The organism is Fodinicola acaciae, assembly GCF_010993745.1.
GTDB classification, from domain to species: domain Bacteria; phylum Actinomycetota; class Actinomycetes; order Mycobacteriales; family HKI-0501; genus Fodinicola; species Fodinicola acaciae.
In genome coordinates this window covers 2,306,747-2,323,235 of record NZ_WOTN01000001.1, presented here as the reverse complement: position 1 = coordinate 2,323,235, position 16,489 = coordinate 2,306,747, and the positions used below count along the sequence as shown (strand labels likewise).

Genomic DNA, 16,489 nt, shown 5'->3' with positions numbered 1-16,489 from the left:
TACTCATGAGTCAGGTCGTTGGCGATAGATCCGACGGAATTTCTATCATTGCTATCTACTCCACAGTAAGTTACCGTGCTGAAAGTAGTTCATGCGACACTTGGTAGCAGGTAAGCCGGCCGGGTGACGGATGGAGGCGACCGACGTGACCACCGACGAGGCTCCTGGTAGGTGCGAGCCGGACAACCTGGTCCTGCAGCCACGGGACGTACGTTTCGACTGGTCCGCGCTTCCGATGCACTGGGTCCCCGGTGAGCCGATGGCGACCCACGTGATGAACGTGCTGCATCTGCTGTTGCCGGAAGGCGAGCGCTGGTTCGTACGGCTCTTCCAGGAGGCGCTGCCGCAGATCCGCGACGACACGCTGCGCGAGCAGGTGCTCGGGTTCATCGGCCAGGAGGCGGTGCACGCCGAGGCGCACAGCGAGGTGCTCGACCACCTGCTGGCGCGCGGCCTGGACCCGCGGCCGTTCACCGATCGCGTCGAGTGGATCTTCCGCCGCGTGCTCGGCACCCGCGACGACCTGCCGGAGCGTACGGTACAGCAGTATCTCGTCGAGCGGGTCGCGATCGTCGCGGCGATCGAGCAGTTCACCGCGCACATGGGCGACTGGATGCTCAACGCCTCGGCGCTGGACGAGGCCGGCATCGACCCGACCATGCTCGACCTGCTCCGCTGGCACGCGGCCGAGGAGGTCGAGCATCGCGCCGTCGCGTTCGACCTGGCGCGGCACCTGGACCGGCGGTACGTGCGGCGGCTGCGTGCCATGGCGATCGTCGCGCCGATGATCGGCCTGATGTGGATCCGCGGCACCAGATTCATGATCGCCAACGACCCGGAGCTGCGCGGTCAGCGGCTGCGCTGGCGCGATGTCGGCCGTGCCGCCAAGCGCGGCCTGCTGCCGAAGCGCCGCCAGTTGGCCGCCGCCGCGCTCCGCTATCTGCGTCCCGGCTTCCATCCGAGCCAGGAATATTCGACCAGCCAGGCGGTCGCGTACCTCGCCTCCTCGCCGGCCGCTCAGGCCGCGCACTGACGGCGGCCGGCGATGCCATCCGCGGCCGACCGCCGACTCCACGAGACAGAGATTCCGCGTGTCATGCCGCCGGACCGGATGCTGAGCGTGGTGACCGCGGTCGGCGACCGCTACACCCGCGCTCTCCGGTTCTTCCGCTCCAGCAGGCCGGATCCCGGTGCGGGTCCGGCCGATCTGCGCCTGCGCATCGCCGAACGCCGGGTCGAGGCCGACGAGGTCGTGAGCTTGCGGCTGGTACGTCCGGACGGCGGGCCGCTGCCGGCATGGCAGCCGGGTTGCCATCTGGACGTCACGTTGCCGTCCAGTCGTCGCCGGCAGTACTCGCTGTGTGGCGACCCCGCGGATCGCCGCGCGTACCGGATCGCCGTCCGCCGGCTCTCCACAGGCGGCGGGGGATCGCGGGAGATCCACCGCCTGACAGCCGGCGAGACCGTGACGGTGCGCGGACCGCGCAACGCTTTTCCGTTCGTCGCCGAGGGACCGCTGCTCCTGATCGCCGGCGGCATCGGCATAACGCCGGTCCTGCCGATGGCACGGGAAGGGGCTCGCCGCGGGCTGGACTGGCGACTGGTCTACACGGGCCGGACGCGCGCGTCGATGAGTTTCCTCGGGGAACTCGAGAGGCTGGGAGACCGCGCGTTCATCCGGCCAGACGACGAGTACGGCGTCCCGTCTGTTGACGACCTGCTGGCCGGGGCGGCCGCCGGCGGCAGCGTCTACTGCTGCGGTCCGGCGCCGATGCTGGCGCTCGTACGCGCAGGCTTCCGCGCGACCGGCGCGCGCTCGCTGCACTTCGAACGCTTCTCGCCGCCGCCGGTGGTCGACGGCCGGCCGCTCGACGTGGAACTGCGTCGCAGCGGCGGCGTGCTCCGCGTGCCGGCGGACCGATCGGTGCTCAGCGTCGTACGCGACGCGCGCCCGAACGTCGCGTACTCCTGCCAGCAGGGTTTCTGCGGCACCTGCCGAGCGCGCGTGCTGCCAGGCAGCGACCCGGTCGACCACCGCGACCGCCGGCTGACCGACGCGCAACGCGCCGCCGGCGACATGTTGATCTGCGTGTCGCGTGTGCACGGCGACCGCCTTGTGCTGGACCTGTGAGGGGATGCGCATGACCGCCGTGTTCACGTACACCGACCGCGATCTGGGGGGCTTCCGCGAGGCGCAGCAGCTCGCGTACGCCTGTGCGCAGAAGGTCGCCGACTGGCTGGAGCCCGGCGTCACCGAGCGGCAGGCCGCCGGCAAGCTGCGGCACGAGCTGGTCGCGAGCGGCGTCGACGACTTCTTCCACGTGCCGTTCGCCTGGTTCGGCGACCGTACGGCCTTCCGGCATTTCCGTGGCCCGTTGGACTTCTTCGCCAGCGGCCGCACGCTCCGCGAGGGGATGCCGTTCGTGCTGGACTGCGCGCCGGTCATCGACGGCTACACGGCCGACATCGGCTACGGCGGCCGGATCGGCGACAACCGGATCTGGGACCAGCTCTTCGCCGACCTGCGCGAATACCGCGACCTGATCCTGCGGCGCGTACGCGAACGCGCGACGCTGGACGACATCTATGCCGACGTGGACGCGCTGATCGCCAGGCACGGCTACGACAACCGGCACCGCGTCTATCCGGGCCGGGTCATCGGCCACCAGGTGACGCGGATCAAGGCGGCGGGCCCGCGCGGCCTCACGGTCTTCGGCTTCGGCGTACGGACCCTGCAGACGCTCGGTCGCGAGCTGATCTCCGAGCGGATGCACGGGCGCTCGCCACTGTGGGCCGACGGACGCTCGTCGCGGCACGCGCCGACGCCGGGCCTGTGGGCCGTCGAGCCGCACATCGGCTTTGGCGATGTCGGCATAAAGTTCGAGGAGCTGCTGGTCGTCACCGACGATCCGGACAACCCGGCGTACTGGCTGGACGACGATCTTCCGCACGTACGCGGGTGGAGCGAGCTGACACGACAGGATGGTGCGGCGTGACCGCTGAGCCGACGACGGTCCAGTCCGGCGAGGTCCGGCTGGCGGTGTGGACGACCCCGCAGCGGGCCGGCGATCCGGACGCGCCGACCGTGGTCCTGGTGCACGGCTATCCGGACACGCACATCGTCTGGGACGAGGTCGTGGCCGAGCTGTCCGAGCGCTTCAACGTCGTGACCTACGACGTGCGCGGCGCCGGCGGCTCCGAGCCACCGAAGGACAAGGCCGGCTATCAGCTCGACCGGCTGGCCGCCGACTTCTTCGCCGTCGCCGACGCGGTCAGTCCCGACCGTCCGGTGCACGTGGTCGCCCACGACTGGGGGTCGATCCAGGCCTGGGAAGCGGTCACCGAGCCCGGCGCGCACCGGCGGATCGCCTCGTACACGTCGATCTCCGGTCCCTGCCTCGACCACGTCGGCGAGTGGATCCAGCGCCGGCTCACCAACCCGACGCCGAAGCACCTGCGGCAGCTGGCCGTGCAGCAGCTGCACTCCTGGTACATCGTGGCCTTCCACCTGCCGGTGCTCGCGCCGCTGGCCTGGCGGCTCGGCCTGTCGTCCAGGTGGAGCCGCATTCTTCGTACGGTCGAAGGCGTGCGGCCCAGCGCCGGCCATCCGGCGCCGACGCTGACCAGCGACGCGGTACGCGGCATCTCGCTCTATCGCGCCAACATGCGGCCGCGGTTGAGTGACCCGCGGCCACGGTCGACCGAGGTGCCGGTGCAGGTCATCCATCCGAGCGGCGACCACTACGTGTCCGCGGCGCTCAGCGAGGACCTGGAAATGCACGCGCCACGGCTGTGGCGGCGCAGTCTCGCGGCGCGGCACTGGGCTCCGCTGACGCACGCGCCGGCGGTGGCGCGGATGGTCACCGAGCTCATCGACCACGTCGGCGGCGGTGACGCGTCGCCGGAGCTCGCACGAGCGCGCGTCGGAGCGCCGAAGAAGCGCGCGTTCGACCGCAAGCTGGTCGTCGTCACCGGTGCCGGCAGCGGCATCGGCCGCGCCACCGCGCTCGCCTTCGCGCGGCTGGGCGCCAGGGTCGTCGTGGGCGACATCGACCTGGCGGCGGCGGAGCGTACGGCCACGCTGGCCGCCCTGGTCGGACCACCGGCGCACGCGTACGAGGTGAACGTGGCCGACGAGAAGGCAATGCACGGATGGGCCGCCGACGTGATCGCGACGCACGGCGTGCCGGACGTACTGGTGAACAACGCCGGCATCGGCCACTCCGGCACGTTCCTCAACACCACCACCGAGGAGTGGCAGCGCGTCCTGGACGTCAACCTCTGGGGTGTGATCTACGGCTGCCAGGCCTTCGGCACCGCGATGGCCGAGCGCGGCGAGGGCGGCCACATCGTCAACGTGTCGTCGGCCGCCGCGTATCTGCCGACGAAGCTGCTCACCGCATACGCGACCAGCAAGTCCGCCGTCTTCATGCTGTCGGACTGCCTGCGGGCCGAGATGGCCGACCACGACATCGGCGTCTCGGCGATCTGTCCGGGCATGGTCAACACCAACATCACGCGGACCAGCACGTTCTCGGCCATGCCGGAGGCGGAACAGCAGCGCCAGCGCGCCCGTGTCAGCAAGGCGTACGCGCGGCGCAACTTCGGTCCCGAAGGCGTGGCCAAGGAGATCGTCCGCGCGGTGTGGCACGGCCGTGCGGTCGTGCCTGTCACCGTGGAGGCGAAGGTCGCGCGGCTGCTGTCGCGCGTCTCACCGGCGGTGCTGCGCCGCGCCGCGCGCATCGGCCTCTGACGGTCAGCCGCGCCAGAGCGGTGCGGTGAGACAGGTCGGTCCGCCGTCGCCTTTCACCGACACGTCGGAGCCGTCGTACGTGTGCGTCTGGCAGCCGTGTGTCTCCAGCGCCGCGCGGATCCGCGGGTTGCCGTCGACGAGCACCGCGACGCGCGGCCGTACGGCCAGGACGTTGCATCCCATCGTCAGGTATTCCTCGTCGTCCACCGGCACGATGGTGATGCCGCGCGCGGCGAGCGTCTGCATGAGGCTGACCGGAGCGAGCGGCGGATAGACCACCGCGAGGTCGTCGGCGACCGGCGAGATGAACGACATCAGGTGCAGCACGTGCTCTGGTCCGGTGGCGTGCGGGATGTCCACCGGGACGACCGTGACGTCTTCAGGGGCCAGCAGCTCACGCAGCTGCGTCACGGCCGACTCGCTGGTGCGATAGCTGCGGCCGACCACCAGCGTCCGCTCGTCGAGCCAGATGAAGTCGCCGCCGTCGGCGTACGCGTCACCGGTGAGCCGGCCGATGACCGGCACGCCGGCCTGTTCGAAGGCGGCGCCGAGCAGCTCCGGCTCCGGCTGGCGCACCGGCTTGGTCATCTGGAACAGGACCGCGCCGCGGCCGGTGACCAGCGCGGGATCGCGTGCATACACGGAGTCGACAAGGCCGTCGACTGCGTCGGCGACCACGACCTCGCAGCCAAGTGAGGCCAGCAGCGTGGCGAATGCCTCGTGCTGGTCGATCAGCAGCCGTGGATCGGGCGTACGCCAGTCGGCCGCCGCGAAATTGCCTGTCGTGGACGGCTTGCGGAGGAGCACACGCCGCAGCGGTGCGCTCATCGACCGCACGCCGTAGTGAGTCGAGTCCATGTGGTCAGCCTATGGCGCGCAACGCTCGCAGATCGCGCTCGTACCAGGTGCCGGGCTTGCCACCGAGGTCGGCGGGATCGGCCGGACCGACCGCGACGAAGCCGGCCTTGGCCAGCACCTTCTGCGACGCGATGTTCGCGCTGGAGGTGGCCGCGCGCAGCCTCCGCAGGCCGTGTCGTTCGGCCGCCAGCCGGCACAGGTCCCGGACCGCCGCGGTCGCCACTCCGCGGCCGGCGACCTCCCGCGCGACCCGATAACCGAGATCGGCGGACCCGTCGTCGATGCGATAAAGGTTGAACCGGCCGAGAACCGCGCCATCCTCACCGACGAGCACGTAGAAGGCGCCGGTGCCGCCCTCCTGCTCGGCGAGCATGTCGCCGTGCCAGTCGGCGAACCGTTCGTAGTAGTCGTCGCCGCGGTCGGAGATCGAGGCCGCGAAGTACGCGCGGTTCGCCAGTTCGAAGGCCAGGACCGCTGGACCAAGTTCGGCGTCCAGCCGCTTCAGCTCAGGCACCGCGCAACCGTATCCAGATCGCGTACGCAGGCCACCTGATTTTCCGGTCAGGCCGGCGGCTGGTCGGCGCGGTCGGTCAGGTCGTCGACCGCGCCGCGCGGCAGTACGAGCACCGGCGCTGGGGAGTTGCGGACGATCTTGGAGGCACGCGAGCCGAGGAAGACGCGGGACAGCGGTCCGACCGAGCTGGAGCCGACGGCGAGCAGGTCTCCTGTCGACCAGCCGATGTCGGCGACGGCCTCTCGCCAGTCCGCGCCGAAGCCGACCGCCGTGTCCACCGAACGGGGCACCGCCGGACGGCTGGCGAGCCTTGTCAGCGCCCGGTGATGCAGCTGCTCGATGTGATCGCGCCACTCGCCGACGACAGTGTCCTCGGCGTGCAGACCGACGCCGGCCGAGACGACCGGACCAGGGCGTACGGCGAAGGACGCCAGTCGCAGTGCCGCATTGAGCTCGATGGCGAGCTCCGCTGCGGCGATCGCGAACTGATCGGCGCCGCTGGTCGCGCCATAGCTCGCGGTGATCCGGCGTACGGTCGTGTCCGGCTCGGCGCGGAAGCCGTACGGTGTCAACGCCACCGGCACCGGCGCACTGTGCAGCACCTGGTCGGCTACGCCGCCGAGCGAGACCCGGCCGACCCTGCCGACCGACGTGGAGCCGAGCACCAGCACACGGGCGCGGTGCTTGGCGGCGGTCTCCAGCAGACCGGCCGGCACCGACCTGGCCCGCGTGCTCTCCAGGATGATGTCGAGGTCGGACGGCAGCACCAGGCCGGCCGACTCCAGCGCCTCGCGGTTGGTCTTCTCGACGTACTGCTGGTATTCCTCGTCGACGCGAGCCGGGCCAGGCGGCCACGCCGCCGGCGCCACCGCGCAGACGACGAGGCTGTCGCCGCTGGAGCGTGCCAGCAGCGCGGCCAAATGCAGAGCGGCGGAGGCACGTTGGCCACGGGGGAGACCGACGACGACGGTCATGACGACACCTCGTCGCGCTCGGCCTTCGCCAGCTCGGAATGCCGGATCCCCCAGCTGAAATACCAGACCAGGACGACGGCGGTCCACACGACGAAGGCCAGGATGGTGACCGGCCGCAGGTTGCGGATGATGACCAGGCAGCCGAGCACCGACAGGACCGGCGTGACCGGATAGCCGGGCACCTTGAAGCCGCGTGGCAGGTCTGGCGCGGTGAACCGCAGCACGATCACGCCGATCGAGACCACGATGAACGCGACGAGCGTGCCGATGCTGGTCATCTCGGACAGGAAGTCGATCGGGATCAGGCCGGCCAGCACCGCCACCGCGACGGACACGATGAGCGTGTTCCGGACCGGCGTGACCGTACGGGCGTTGACCCGGCGGAACACCTTCGGCGCGAGACCGTCGCGGCTCATCGCGAACAGGATGCGCGTCTGGCCGTAGAGCGTCACCAGCGTGACGCTGAAGATCGAGATGATCGCGCCGGCCGCCAGTACGGTCCCCGGCCAACTGGCGCCGACGATGTTCTGCAGGATCGCGGCCAGTCCGGCCTCCTGGTCCTTGAACCTCGCGGACGGCTGAGCGGCGACCGCGACGACGGCGACCAGGACGTAGACGGCGGTCACCGCGCCGAGCGCGATCAGGATCGCCAGCGGCATCGTCCGCCGAGGGTTCTTCACCTCCTCGCCGGCCGTCGACACCGCGTCCAGGCCGACGAAGGTGAAGAAGATGACGCCGGACGCGCCGATCACGCCGGCCAGGCCGTACGGCGCGAAGTTGGCCAGGTTGTCGGCTTTCCATCCGGCGATGCCGAGCACCACGAACAGCGCCAGCACGGCGATCTTGATCATCACCATGGTCGCGTTGACCCGCGCGGACTCGCTCGTGCCGCGGATCAGCAGCAGCGCGCACAGCGCCACCAGCACGACCGCCGGCAGGTTGACGATGCCGCCTTCGTTCGGCGCGGAGGCCAGCAGTTCCGGCAGCCGCAGGCCGAACAGGTTGTCCAGCAGTTGGTTCAGATACTGCGACCAGCCGACCGCCACGGCGGCGGTGGACACGCCGTACTCCAGCAGCAGACATGCGGCCACGACCATCGCGGCGAGCTCGCCCATGGTCGCGTACGCGTAGGAGTACGACGAGCCGGAGACCGGCACGGCGCTGGCCAGCTCGGCGTAGCAGACTGCGGTCAGGCCGGCGACGACCGCGGCGATCACGAACGACCAGACCACCGCCGGGCCGGCCATCGGCACGGCCTGCGACAGCACGAAGAAGATGCCGGTGCCGATGACCGCACCGATGCCGATGGTGGAGAGCTGGAACAGTCCGATCGACCGGCTCAGCTGTCCGCCGCCGGTGTCCGCGCCGGTCTCGGCGGCCATCGTGGCGACCGGTTTGCGGCGGACCAGCGCCGCCAGCAGGCGGGACGGAGCGGGTCGAGAATCGGCCACGGATCCTCCTCGACGGCCGGGAATCACGCCAGGGTCGGCCAGCGTACGCCAGCCCCGGACCGGCACGCCGCTGGTCTAGTCAGGATCGCCGGCGGCGCCGGTCGCCGACCTAGGGTGAGACGAGTGACGGACCGGATCCGGCGGGAGAGTGCATGAGCGACGCGGTCACCTACCAGTTCGAGTACGCGGACCGGCTGTCCGCGGTGTTCGTCGGGGCCGGTGGTCACTCCTACCGGAACATCTATCCGAGCCTCCAGTACGTCCCGGTGGACCTGCGTGCCGTGTGCGACCAGCAGGCCGACCGGGCCGGGACGTACGCGCGGATGTTCGGCGCGGCGGCCAGCTACACCGATCACCGCGAGATGCTGGAGCGCGAGCGGCCGACCGTCGCGTTCATCGTCACCGGATACCACGACGACGGCCGCGTGCAGGCGACCGAGATCGCCGCGGACTGCCTGCGTGCCGGCGTACACGTGTGGATGGAGAAGCCGACCGCCGCCTCTGTCGCCGAGGTCGAGATGCTCGCCGACCTCAGCGCGACGACCGGCCGGTATGTGATGACCGGCCTGAAGAAGATCTTCGCTCCGGCGATGGAGAAGCTGCACTCGATCGTGCACAGCCCGGAGTTTGGCCGGCCGACGTCGATCAGCGTGCGCTATCCGCAGGCCCTGCCGGCGCCGGAGCAGCGCCGCGACCTCAACGCGATGCGTGGGTTCCTCGACCACATCTACCATCCGGCCGCGATCCTGCATTATCTGATGGGCCCGGTCGCCGAGATGGGTTTCCAATGGGAACCCATCTCCGGCGCCAGCGTGGCGATGCTGCGGTTCGCCTCCGGCGCGGTCGGCACACTGCACCTGGCGGCCGGCATCGGTCCGGCGAGTCCGCTGGAGCGCGTCGAGGTCATCGGCGACGGCGCCAACGCCGTGCTGGACAACGGTGTGAAGCTCACGTACTACCGGCGCGGCAGCCACGGCGAGTACGGCCGCACGGGCAGCTTCCTCGTCGACGACGCGGCGGCGCCGCTGCACTGGGAGCCGGAGTTCTCGCTCGGCCAGCTGTCCAACAAGAACCTCTTCTATCTCGGCTATGTGCCGGAGCTCCAGCACTTCTGCGACGCCGTACGGGACGGCCGGCCGCCGGAGAAGGGCACGCTGGCGGACTCGCTGGCCATCATGCGGCTCTTCGACGCCTACCGGCGCGTCTCCACGGGAGAGTCCAATTCGTTGCCATTGGATGTCACGCAAGCAGCCAATCGAGCACCTGGAGAGTCCAATGAGTGACGTGGTGCCGGCGCGGCCGGCCGACAACGAGGTCGAGGACCATGACTGGGGGCGGCTGGTCTGGATGGTGTCCGGCCGGCTGGGCAACTCGACCGAGATGACCGTCGGCCGCTGCTACATCCGACCTGGCCGGCAGAATCCGCGTCACCATCACCCCAACTGCGACGAGGTCCTGCACGTGCTGCAGGGCACGATCGAGCACAGTGTCGACGACGATCGCGTACGGATGACAGCCGGCGACACGATCAGCATTCCCCGTGGAGCCGTACACAACGCGCGCAACATCGGCACCGCCGAGGCGATCTTCGTGATCGCGTTCTCGTCGGCGGACCGCCAGGTCGTCCCCGAGTAGGCGAGCGCCAGGGGAATCCCGTGCGGGCGTCGTCGACGGCCTGGATACGATCGGCGTGCAGTTTCACATGCACCGCTACCGAATCTGGGAGATCACCGTGTCCGCATCCGTCAGTCCCGCCGTGTCCGCCACCGTCGTGGTGCCGGCCGGCACGACGGCGGCGGAGGCGGTGGAGAAAGCGGGCCTGCCCACGACCGGCGCGCAGGCGATCGTCGTCGTACGCGACAGCGACGGCAAGCTGCGCGATCTGGAGTGGACGCCGGCCGCCGAGGAGCGCGTCGAGGCGGTGGCCATCGACACCGACGACGGCCGCGCGGTCCTGCGGCACTCGACCGCGCACGTCATGGCGCAGGCCGTGCAGGAGCTGTTCGGCGAGGCACGGCTCGGCATCGGGCCGCCGATCAAGGACGGCTTCTACTACGACTTCGACGTGCCGAAGCCGTTCACCCCGGACGACCTGGCCGCCATCGAGAAGAAGATGGGGGACATCGTCAAGTCCGGCCAGCGCTTCCGCCGCCGCGTCTATCCATCGCTCGACGAAGCCAGGGCCGAGCTGGCGGCCGAGCCGTACAAGCTGGAGCTGGTCGACCTGAAGTCGGAGGTCGACACCGACGAGGTGATGGAGGTCGGTGGCGGCGAGCTGACCGCGTACGACAACCTCGACCGCAAGACCGGCGAGCGGGTCTGGGGTGACCTGTGCCGCGGTCCGCACCTGCCCTCGACCCGGCACATCCCGGCGTTCAAGCTGATGCGCTCGGCCGCCGCGTACTGGCGGGGAAGCGAGAAAAACCCGCAGTTGCAGCGGATCTACGGCACCGCCTGGGAGAGCCGCGACGCGCTGAAGAACTACCTCGCGCTGCTCGCCGAGGCGGAGAAACGCGACCACCGCAAGCTCGGCGCCGAGCTGGACCTGTTCTCCTTTCCTGACGAGATCGGCTCCGGCCTGCCGGTCTTCCACCCGCGCGGCGGCATCGTGCGCCGAGAGCTGGAGAACTACTCGCGCGTACGCCACGAGGACTCCGGCTACGAGTTCGTCAACACGCCGCACATCACCAAGGGCCACCTGTTCGAGACCTCGGGCCACCTGCCGTACTACGCCGACACGATGTTCCCGCCGATGGAGCTGGAAGGCGCCGAGTACTACCTGAAGGCGATGAACTGCCCGATGCACAACCTGGTGTTCCGGTCCCGCGGCCGGTCCTACCGGGAGCTGCCGCTGCGGCTGTTCGAGTTCGGCACGGTCTACCGCTACGAGAAGTCCGGCGTGGTCCACGGTCTCACCCGCGTACGCGGCCTCACCATGGACGACTCGCACATCTACTGCACGCAGGAGCAGATGCCCGGCGAGCTGCGCAGCCTGCTCGCCTTCGTGCTCGACCTGCTGCGCGACTACGGCCTGGACGACTTCTACCTGGAGCTGTCCACCCGTGGCGACGGCCCGAAGTTCCTCGGCTCCGACCAGGAGTGGGAGGAGGCCACCGAGACGCTGCGGCAGGCCGCGCTCGACTCCGGCCTGGAGCTGGTGCCGGACCCCGGCGGTGCGGCGTTCTACGGTCCGAAGATCTCCGTGCAGGCCCGCGACGCGCTCGGCCGCACCTGGCAGATGTCGACCATCCAGCTCGACTTCAACCAGCCGAAACGCTTCGAGCTGGAATACCAGGCCGCCGATGGCACACGTAAGCAGCCGGTGATGATCCACCGCGCGCTCTTCGGCTCCATCGAACGCTTCTTCGGCATCCTGCTGGAGCACTACGCCGGTGCTTTCCCGCCCTGGCTCGCGCCGGTCCAGGTCGTCGGCATCCCGGTGTCCGACGCGCACGTCGACCACCTGGAGAAGGTCGCCGCGCGGCTGCGCGAGAAGCGGATCCGGGTCGAGGTGGACACCTCCGACGACCGCATGCAGAAGAAGATCCGCACGGCGCAGAAGCAGAAGGTGCCGTACATGCTGATCGCCGGCGACGACGACGTCGACAAGGACGCGGTCAGCTTCCGTTATCGCGACGGTACGCAGAAAAACGGCGTGTCCATCGACGAGGCGGTCGCCGAGATCGTCGACGCGGTCGCCACCCGCAAACAGGTCTGAGTGCAGCTCCGGCACACACCCGTTGTGCCGGAGTTTTGGAGCCTGTTGGCAAAATATGGTGCTCGGCTATCGCGTGCCAGGGTTTACCAACAGGCTCTTACGCGCTGACGCCGACCTCGGCGTCCAGCCGCGTTTCCTGGCTCTGCTTGGCATCGAAGGCACGGTCGAAGGCCGGCATCCTCGCCACGCCGGCAATCCTGCCTACGGCCGTCGGCTCACTTTCGGGCAGGACCGGATGCAGGCCGAGGATGCGTGCCGCCTCCGCCGGCGGCGCCGGTGGGAGGCCGTTGAGAAAGTCGGCCCACACGGTGCGATCGCGTTCCAGCGCCTCCAGATACTGGACGCAGATCCGCGGCGTGATCATCCGCAGCCGGTCGCGGGAGGCCCGCAGCGCGCGGCGCATCCGCTCCTTTTGTTGCTCACCACAGGAAATCGCCGGGATGCGCCGGAGGATCGTCGCGATCATCTCCGCGCGCGCCGCCAGGAATCCCTCCCAGTACGGCTCGTCCGCGTCGTGCACCGGCCGGCCGTTGTCCAGCAACGCGAACACGCCTTCGGCCAGGCAGTCGCCGAACTCCTCCGAGCCGGCGCGGGCGGGATCCGCGTACGGGTCGAACGGCGCCTGCTTCACCGACCCCATCGCGGTCACCGGGTTGAGCCGGTCGCTGTCGACCAGGAAGAACCAGTCTTCGTTGTAGATGGTGGGGAAAAACGAGGCGGACCGGCCGGCTGGCACGGCCAGTGCGCCGCCGCCGATGAAGGTCTCCTGCTCCTCGCCGATGGCGCGCCACGCGTGACAGACCACGGAGTTGTCCGGGAAGCCGGTGTTTTTCAGTCCCACGGCGGCGAAACTGTCCAGCAGGCCGGCGGCCGTGCGTACGCTGCGCGGGCTTGGCACGGTGATGTCGTCGTCGAGGAACAGGATTCGCTGCCAGCCGGCCATAGCGGCGACCGCGAGTCCGACGTTGCGCTTGAGGCTGGTGTCGGTGGGCCGCCGCAGCTTCTGGTTGACCGGCAGGGTGGAGGTGGCGAACGCCGGCACGCGCGGCTTGGCGATGTCCAGCGCCATGAAGCCCGGAACGTCGGTCGCATAGCGCACCGCCTGTCGCGCTCTGGCGTTTCGGCTGCAGAGCACGACGAGCGCGCATTCGAGGTTTCTGGCCAGCGCTATCGCATTACGCAGGTTTCTGGTCGGCCGTACGGTCGGAACGACGATCGCGTCGATGCGATCGGAGGGGTCCAGCGCGACCGGTGCCGGTGCGAGCAGGTGCGTGTGCGAACTGTGGTGGCCGATCTGCTCTCGCGAGGCATCGACGTTGACGCCGTTCACTGGACATGGCCTCCAACGGCCTCGGTGGGTCGACTCGGGACGCTAGGCATTCGGCGGCTCCGACCACTTGTGCAGCACCGTACCGGGGGCCGTCCAGTCCGGTGTCAGCGCGATGGCCTCGAAGATGCCGACGCGGAAAAGCAGGCTGTAGGTCCAGGCGGCCGGAAACTCCGACGCGATGTAGGCACCGTTACGGTCACGGAACCGCACGTCGGTCAGCGCTCGCACCGCGCCGTAGGTCCCCTGGCCGTACATGCCGTTGCAGATGGTCACCGTGCGTTTGCGGTTGAACGGGTTGAGGCCTCGCACGAACTGCGCCACGTCCGCTCGCAGTGTCCTGCGTTCGTCGGCGTCGAACTGCGGCGAGAACCGGGTCACGCCATCGTCGGTGCGCACCTCGAAGGCGGCCTCGGCGGTGTCGTCCTCGCGGCGGGCCTGCCTGACCGGCAGCGGCAGCGACCGCAGCAGCTGCCTGGTGACCACGTTCCAGTCGACGCCACCCAGCATGATCAGGTGGGTGGTGTAGTCGTCCTCGCTGAGGTGGTTTGCCAGCTTGAAGCGCACGTTGGCGTTCGGGTTGGTCGCGCGTACGTGGCCGAACAGCTCCACCAGCGAGTCCAGGTCGGCGTAGTCGTAGAGCCGCACGTAGTCGGGGTCCGCCGGATCCGCGTACGGCATCTTGCCGCGGATGTCGTCCGGCAGCTGAGCGCAGACGATGGTCACGTTCTCGCCGTCGGGAAACCGCCACGGACCGCCGCCGATCTGGTTGATCTCGGTCGGCGTGGCCGGCGGCGCCTCGCCGGTGGCCGTGGCGCGCAGCTCGAGCAGCTCGGCTTCCAGCTCGTCGCGCCGGGCCAGCTCCTCGCCGGTCAGGTCGGCGACCGGCACCGGCTGCCACCGGCGCGCGTCGGCGGAGCGTGTGCTGGCGAAGAGCTCCGCGTACGTCTTCAGACGCTCGACCGGCGGTGGGGTGGGGTTGTCGGCGTTCTCCCAGGCGGAGATCAGCGGACCGCTGACCCCCATCACGTTGGCGAGCTGTGCCTGCTTGATGCCGCGGCCGGTGCGGAGTGCTTTCAGGCGCCGGGCCAGCGCCGTGGCGGCAGCAGCGTTGGAGGCCATCCCCCTCCTTCCGCCGCGTTGCGTCCCCTATGTGTACTACAGCTTGCTTCAGTTGACAACTTAAGCTTACGCTCGTGTCGAGCCTGTTCAGCTTAATTCACTGAAGTTGACTGAAGGGCGGGCGGCAGATGAAGTTTCCGGATCGACAGCGATCGCCTCCACTGCCGTGTGGCGAGATCTGACGCCACTGGACCGCGGCGACAAGCCGCGAAAAGGGTACGGCACCCCTGGCTGCCACCAGAGGTGCCGTGAATCCACAAGCCTGCTTCTGCCGAGCGAGGTCTTGCGATGTTGATGTTAGCCCTCCCGTACGCCGTGGTAAATCACCTGGTCATCGCGTCGGACGCCGGTGCGGCGCCGTCGCCGTTGCTGTTCGTCGGCCTGCTGGTGCTGGCCGTCGTCGCGCTGGTCGGCTGGGGCCTGCGCCGGATCCGTCCGGTGTTGGTCCTGGTGGCCGACCTGTTCCGGATGGTGGTGATGACCGCGTTGACGCTGGTCGTGGTCGGTGGTGCGGTCGTGGTCATCCTGGTCACGGCCGTCACGCACTGACGTAAAAAGTAGGAAAACGCGCGATGGTGCGCGTCTTCGAACAAGTAAACTGGCCGCATTACTGGAAACTTCACTGTCAGGCCGGCGAACGCGGACGACCTGTCCGCGCTCGCCGGTGCCGAGGTGAGCCAGCTGAGCCTGCTGCGGGACCGGCTGCGCCGCCGGGAGGCAGGCAACGGCGAGTTGCTGATCGCCGCCGCCGACGGCACGATCCTGGGACACGTCTACATCTGGCTGGAACCGGCCGAGGAACAGGAGATCCGGGACGCGCTTCCCGGCGCGCCGCTGATCATGAACCTGTGGGTACGCGCGGACTGCCGGCGCCGCGGGGTCGGCAGCACGCTGATCCGCGAGGCCGAGCGGTGGCTGGTACGCGAAGGCCACCACCGGGTGGTGCTCGGCGTCGACCCGGACAACCTGGAAGCCGTCGACCTTTACAAGGCACTGCACTACAACCAGTGGTCCGGCGGGTTGATCGACACGTTCCGGATCGAATACCTGGCCGACGGCCGGACCGTCCGGCATCCGGAAAGTTGTGTCGTCTACGTGAAAAACCTCAACGGCGCGGCCAGTCACGCCTGCTGGGGCTAGCCGCCACTACACTGTCCACAGTGGACAGTTCGGCGGACCGCGTACGGTTGGCTGCTCGGGCTCGCACCTCGACCGTAGGATCGGGCCATGGGAACGGGACAGCTGCCGGAGCCGACCGAACAGGCGGGGGTGGGGGAGCCGGACCCGTTCCAGCGGATGTGGACACCGCACCGCCTCGCGTACGTCTCCGGTCCCGGTCGCGGCGACGCGTGTCCGTTCTGCGCGATCCCGGAGCTGTCCGACCAGGACGGCCTGGTGCTGGCGCGCGGCAAGCTGGTGTACGCGGTGCTCAACCTCTATCCGTACAACCCCGGACACCTGATGGCGGTGCCATACCGGCACGTGCCCGACTACACCGACCTGACCGACGAGGAGGTCGCCGAGCTGGCCGGCTTCACGCGGACGGCCATGCGGGTGATCCGGTCGGTGAGCAAGCCGCACGGCTTCAACATCGGCATGAACCAGGGGACCGTCGCCGGCGCCGGGATCGCCGAGCACCTGCACCAGCACGTCGTGCCGCGGTGGGGTGGCGACACCAACTTCATGCCGGTCATCGGCCACACGCGCGTGTTGCCACAGCTGCTGTCCGACACGCGCCAACTGCTCGCCGAGGCCTGGCCGTCCTGACCACG

16 protein-coding genes are annotated in these 16,489 nt (G+C 69.4%); 10 read left to right on the top strand and 6 right to left on the bottom strand.

Going from position 1 to position 16,489, the window contains the following annotated elements; translation table 11 throughout:
* Positions 1–145: 145 nt before the first annotated feature.
* The 4 genes from GNX95_RS10785 to GNX95_RS10770 all read left to right on the top strand — a co-directional run bounded on the left by GNX95_RS10785 (position 146) and on the right by GNX95_RS10770 (position 4,753).
* Entirely contained in the window at positions 146–1,033 is an 888-nt protein-coding gene (locus tag GNX95_RS10785; protein WP_246281567.1) for a metal-dependent hydrolase, read from the top strand.
* A gap of 63 nt (positions 1,034–1,096) precedes the next feature.
* A complete protein-coding gene (locus tag GNX95_RS10780) occupies positions 1,097–2,131 on the top strand; it encodes a PDR/VanB family oxidoreductase (protein WP_163506950.1) in 1,035 nt (344 codons plus the stop codon).
* A 10-nt stretch (positions 2,132–2,141) separates the two neighbouring features.
* Complete coding sequence (locus tag GNX95_RS10775) at positions 2,142–2,996, top strand: M24 family metallopeptidase (protein ID WP_163506949.1); 855 nt, start codon at positions 2,142–2,144, stop codon at positions 2,994–2,996.
* Entirely contained in the window at positions 2,993–4,753 is a 1,761-nt protein-coding gene (locus tag GNX95_RS10770) for an SDR family oxidoreductase (RefSeq protein ID WP_163506948.1), read from the top strand. Before GNX95_RS10775 ends, GNX95_RS10770 begins: the two co-directional genes overlap by 4 nt.
* 3 nt (positions 4,754–4,756) lie before the next feature.
* Here the strand turns inward: GNX95_RS10770 and GNX95_RS10765 are convergent, their stop codons facing one another.
* Genes GNX95_RS10765 through GNX95_RS10750 form a run of 4 tightly spaced genes read right to left on the bottom strand, consistent with a single transcriptional unit; the run spans position 4,757 to position 8,481 of the window.
* Entirely contained in the window at positions 4,757–5,611 is an 855-nt protein-coding gene (locus tag GNX95_RS10765) for a dimethylarginine dimethylaminohydrolase family protein (protein ID WP_163506947.1), read from the bottom strand.
* A gap of 4 nt (positions 5,612–5,615) precedes the next feature.
* On the bottom strand, positions 5,616–6,125 hold the full coding sequence (locus GNX95_RS10760; RefSeq protein WP_163506946.1) for a GNAT family N-acetyltransferase: 510 nt from the start codon (positions 6,123–6,125) through the stop codon (positions 5,616–5,618).
* Between the two features lie 47 nt (positions 6,126–6,172).
* A complete protein-coding gene (locus GNX95_RS10755) occupies positions 6,173–7,099 on the bottom strand; it encodes a universal stress protein (protein WP_163506945.1) in 927 nt (308 codons plus the stop codon).
* Entirely contained in the window at positions 7,096–8,481 is a 1,386-nt protein-coding gene (locus GNX95_RS10750; protein ID WP_163507985.1) for an amino acid permease, read from the bottom strand. The genes GNX95_RS10755 and GNX95_RS10750 overlap by 4 nt, the downstream gene beginning before the upstream one ends.
* A 221-nt stretch (positions 8,482–8,702) precedes the next feature.
* On the opposite strand from GNX95_RS10750, the gene GNX95_RS10745 reads away from it, so the two are divergent.
* From GNX95_RS10745 to thrS, 3 genes are all read left to right on the top strand, one after another.
* Positions 8,703–9,833 carry a Gfo/Idh/MocA family protein gene (locus GNX95_RS10745; protein ID WP_163506944.1) on the top strand — a complete coding sequence of 377 codons (1,131 nt, stop codon included), beginning with the start codon at positions 8,703–8,705 and terminating at the stop codon, positions 9,831–9,833.
* Complete coding sequence (locus GNX95_RS10740) at positions 9,826–10,185, top strand: cupin domain-containing protein (RefSeq protein WP_163506943.1); 360 nt, start codon at positions 9,826–9,828, stop codon at positions 10,183–10,185. The genes GNX95_RS10745 and GNX95_RS10740 overlap by 8 nt, the downstream gene beginning before the upstream one ends.
* A gap of 97 nt (positions 10,186–10,282) precedes the next feature.
* On the top strand, positions 10,283–12,268 hold the full coding sequence (gene thrS, locus GNX95_RS10735) for a threonine--tRNA ligase (RefSeq protein ID WP_222853654.1): 1,986 nt from the start codon (positions 10,283–10,285) through the stop codon (positions 12,266–12,268).
* A 97-nt stretch (positions 12,269–12,365) separates the two neighbouring features.
* Here the strand turns inward: thrS and GNX95_RS10730 are convergent, their stop codons facing one another.
* Both GNX95_RS10730 and GNX95_RS10725 read right to left on the bottom strand, forming a co-directional pair.
* Positions 12,366–13,598 carry a hypothetical protein gene (locus GNX95_RS10730; protein WP_163506942.1) on the bottom strand — a complete coding sequence of 411 codons (1,233 nt, stop codon included), beginning with the start codon at positions 13,596–13,598 and terminating at the stop codon, positions 12,366–12,368.
* 42 nt (positions 13,599–13,640) lie between these two features.
* Entirely contained in the window at positions 13,641–14,717 is a 1,077-nt protein-coding gene (locus tag GNX95_RS10725) for a helix-turn-helix domain-containing protein (protein WP_163506941.1), read from the bottom strand.
* Between the two features lie 288 nt (positions 14,718–15,005).
* Here GNX95_RS10725 and GNX95_RS10720 point away from each other — a divergent pair, with 288 nt between their 5' ends.
* The 3 genes from GNX95_RS10720 to GNX95_RS10710 all read left to right on the top strand — a co-directional run bounded on the left by GNX95_RS10720 (position 15,006) and on the right by GNX95_RS10710 (position 16,484).
* Positions 15,006–15,266, top strand: coding sequence for a hypothetical protein (locus GNX95_RS10720; protein WP_163506940.1), 261 nt, complete (start codon positions 15,006–15,008; stop codon positions 15,264–15,266).
* 123 nt (positions 15,267–15,389) lie between these two features.
* The gene (locus tag GNX95_RS10715; RefSeq protein WP_163506939.1) at positions 15,390–15,857 is read left to right on the top strand and encodes a GNAT family N-acetyltransferase; all 468 of its coding nucleotides are present in this window, start codon (positions 15,390–15,392) and stop codon (positions 15,855–15,857) included.
* Positions 15,858–15,944: 87 nt separating this feature from the next.
* On the top strand, positions 15,945–16,484 hold the full coding sequence (locus GNX95_RS10710; protein WP_163506938.1) for an HIT family protein: 540 nt from the start codon (positions 15,945–15,947) through the stop codon (positions 16,482–16,484).
* Positions 16,485–16,489 lie beyond the last annotated feature (5 nt).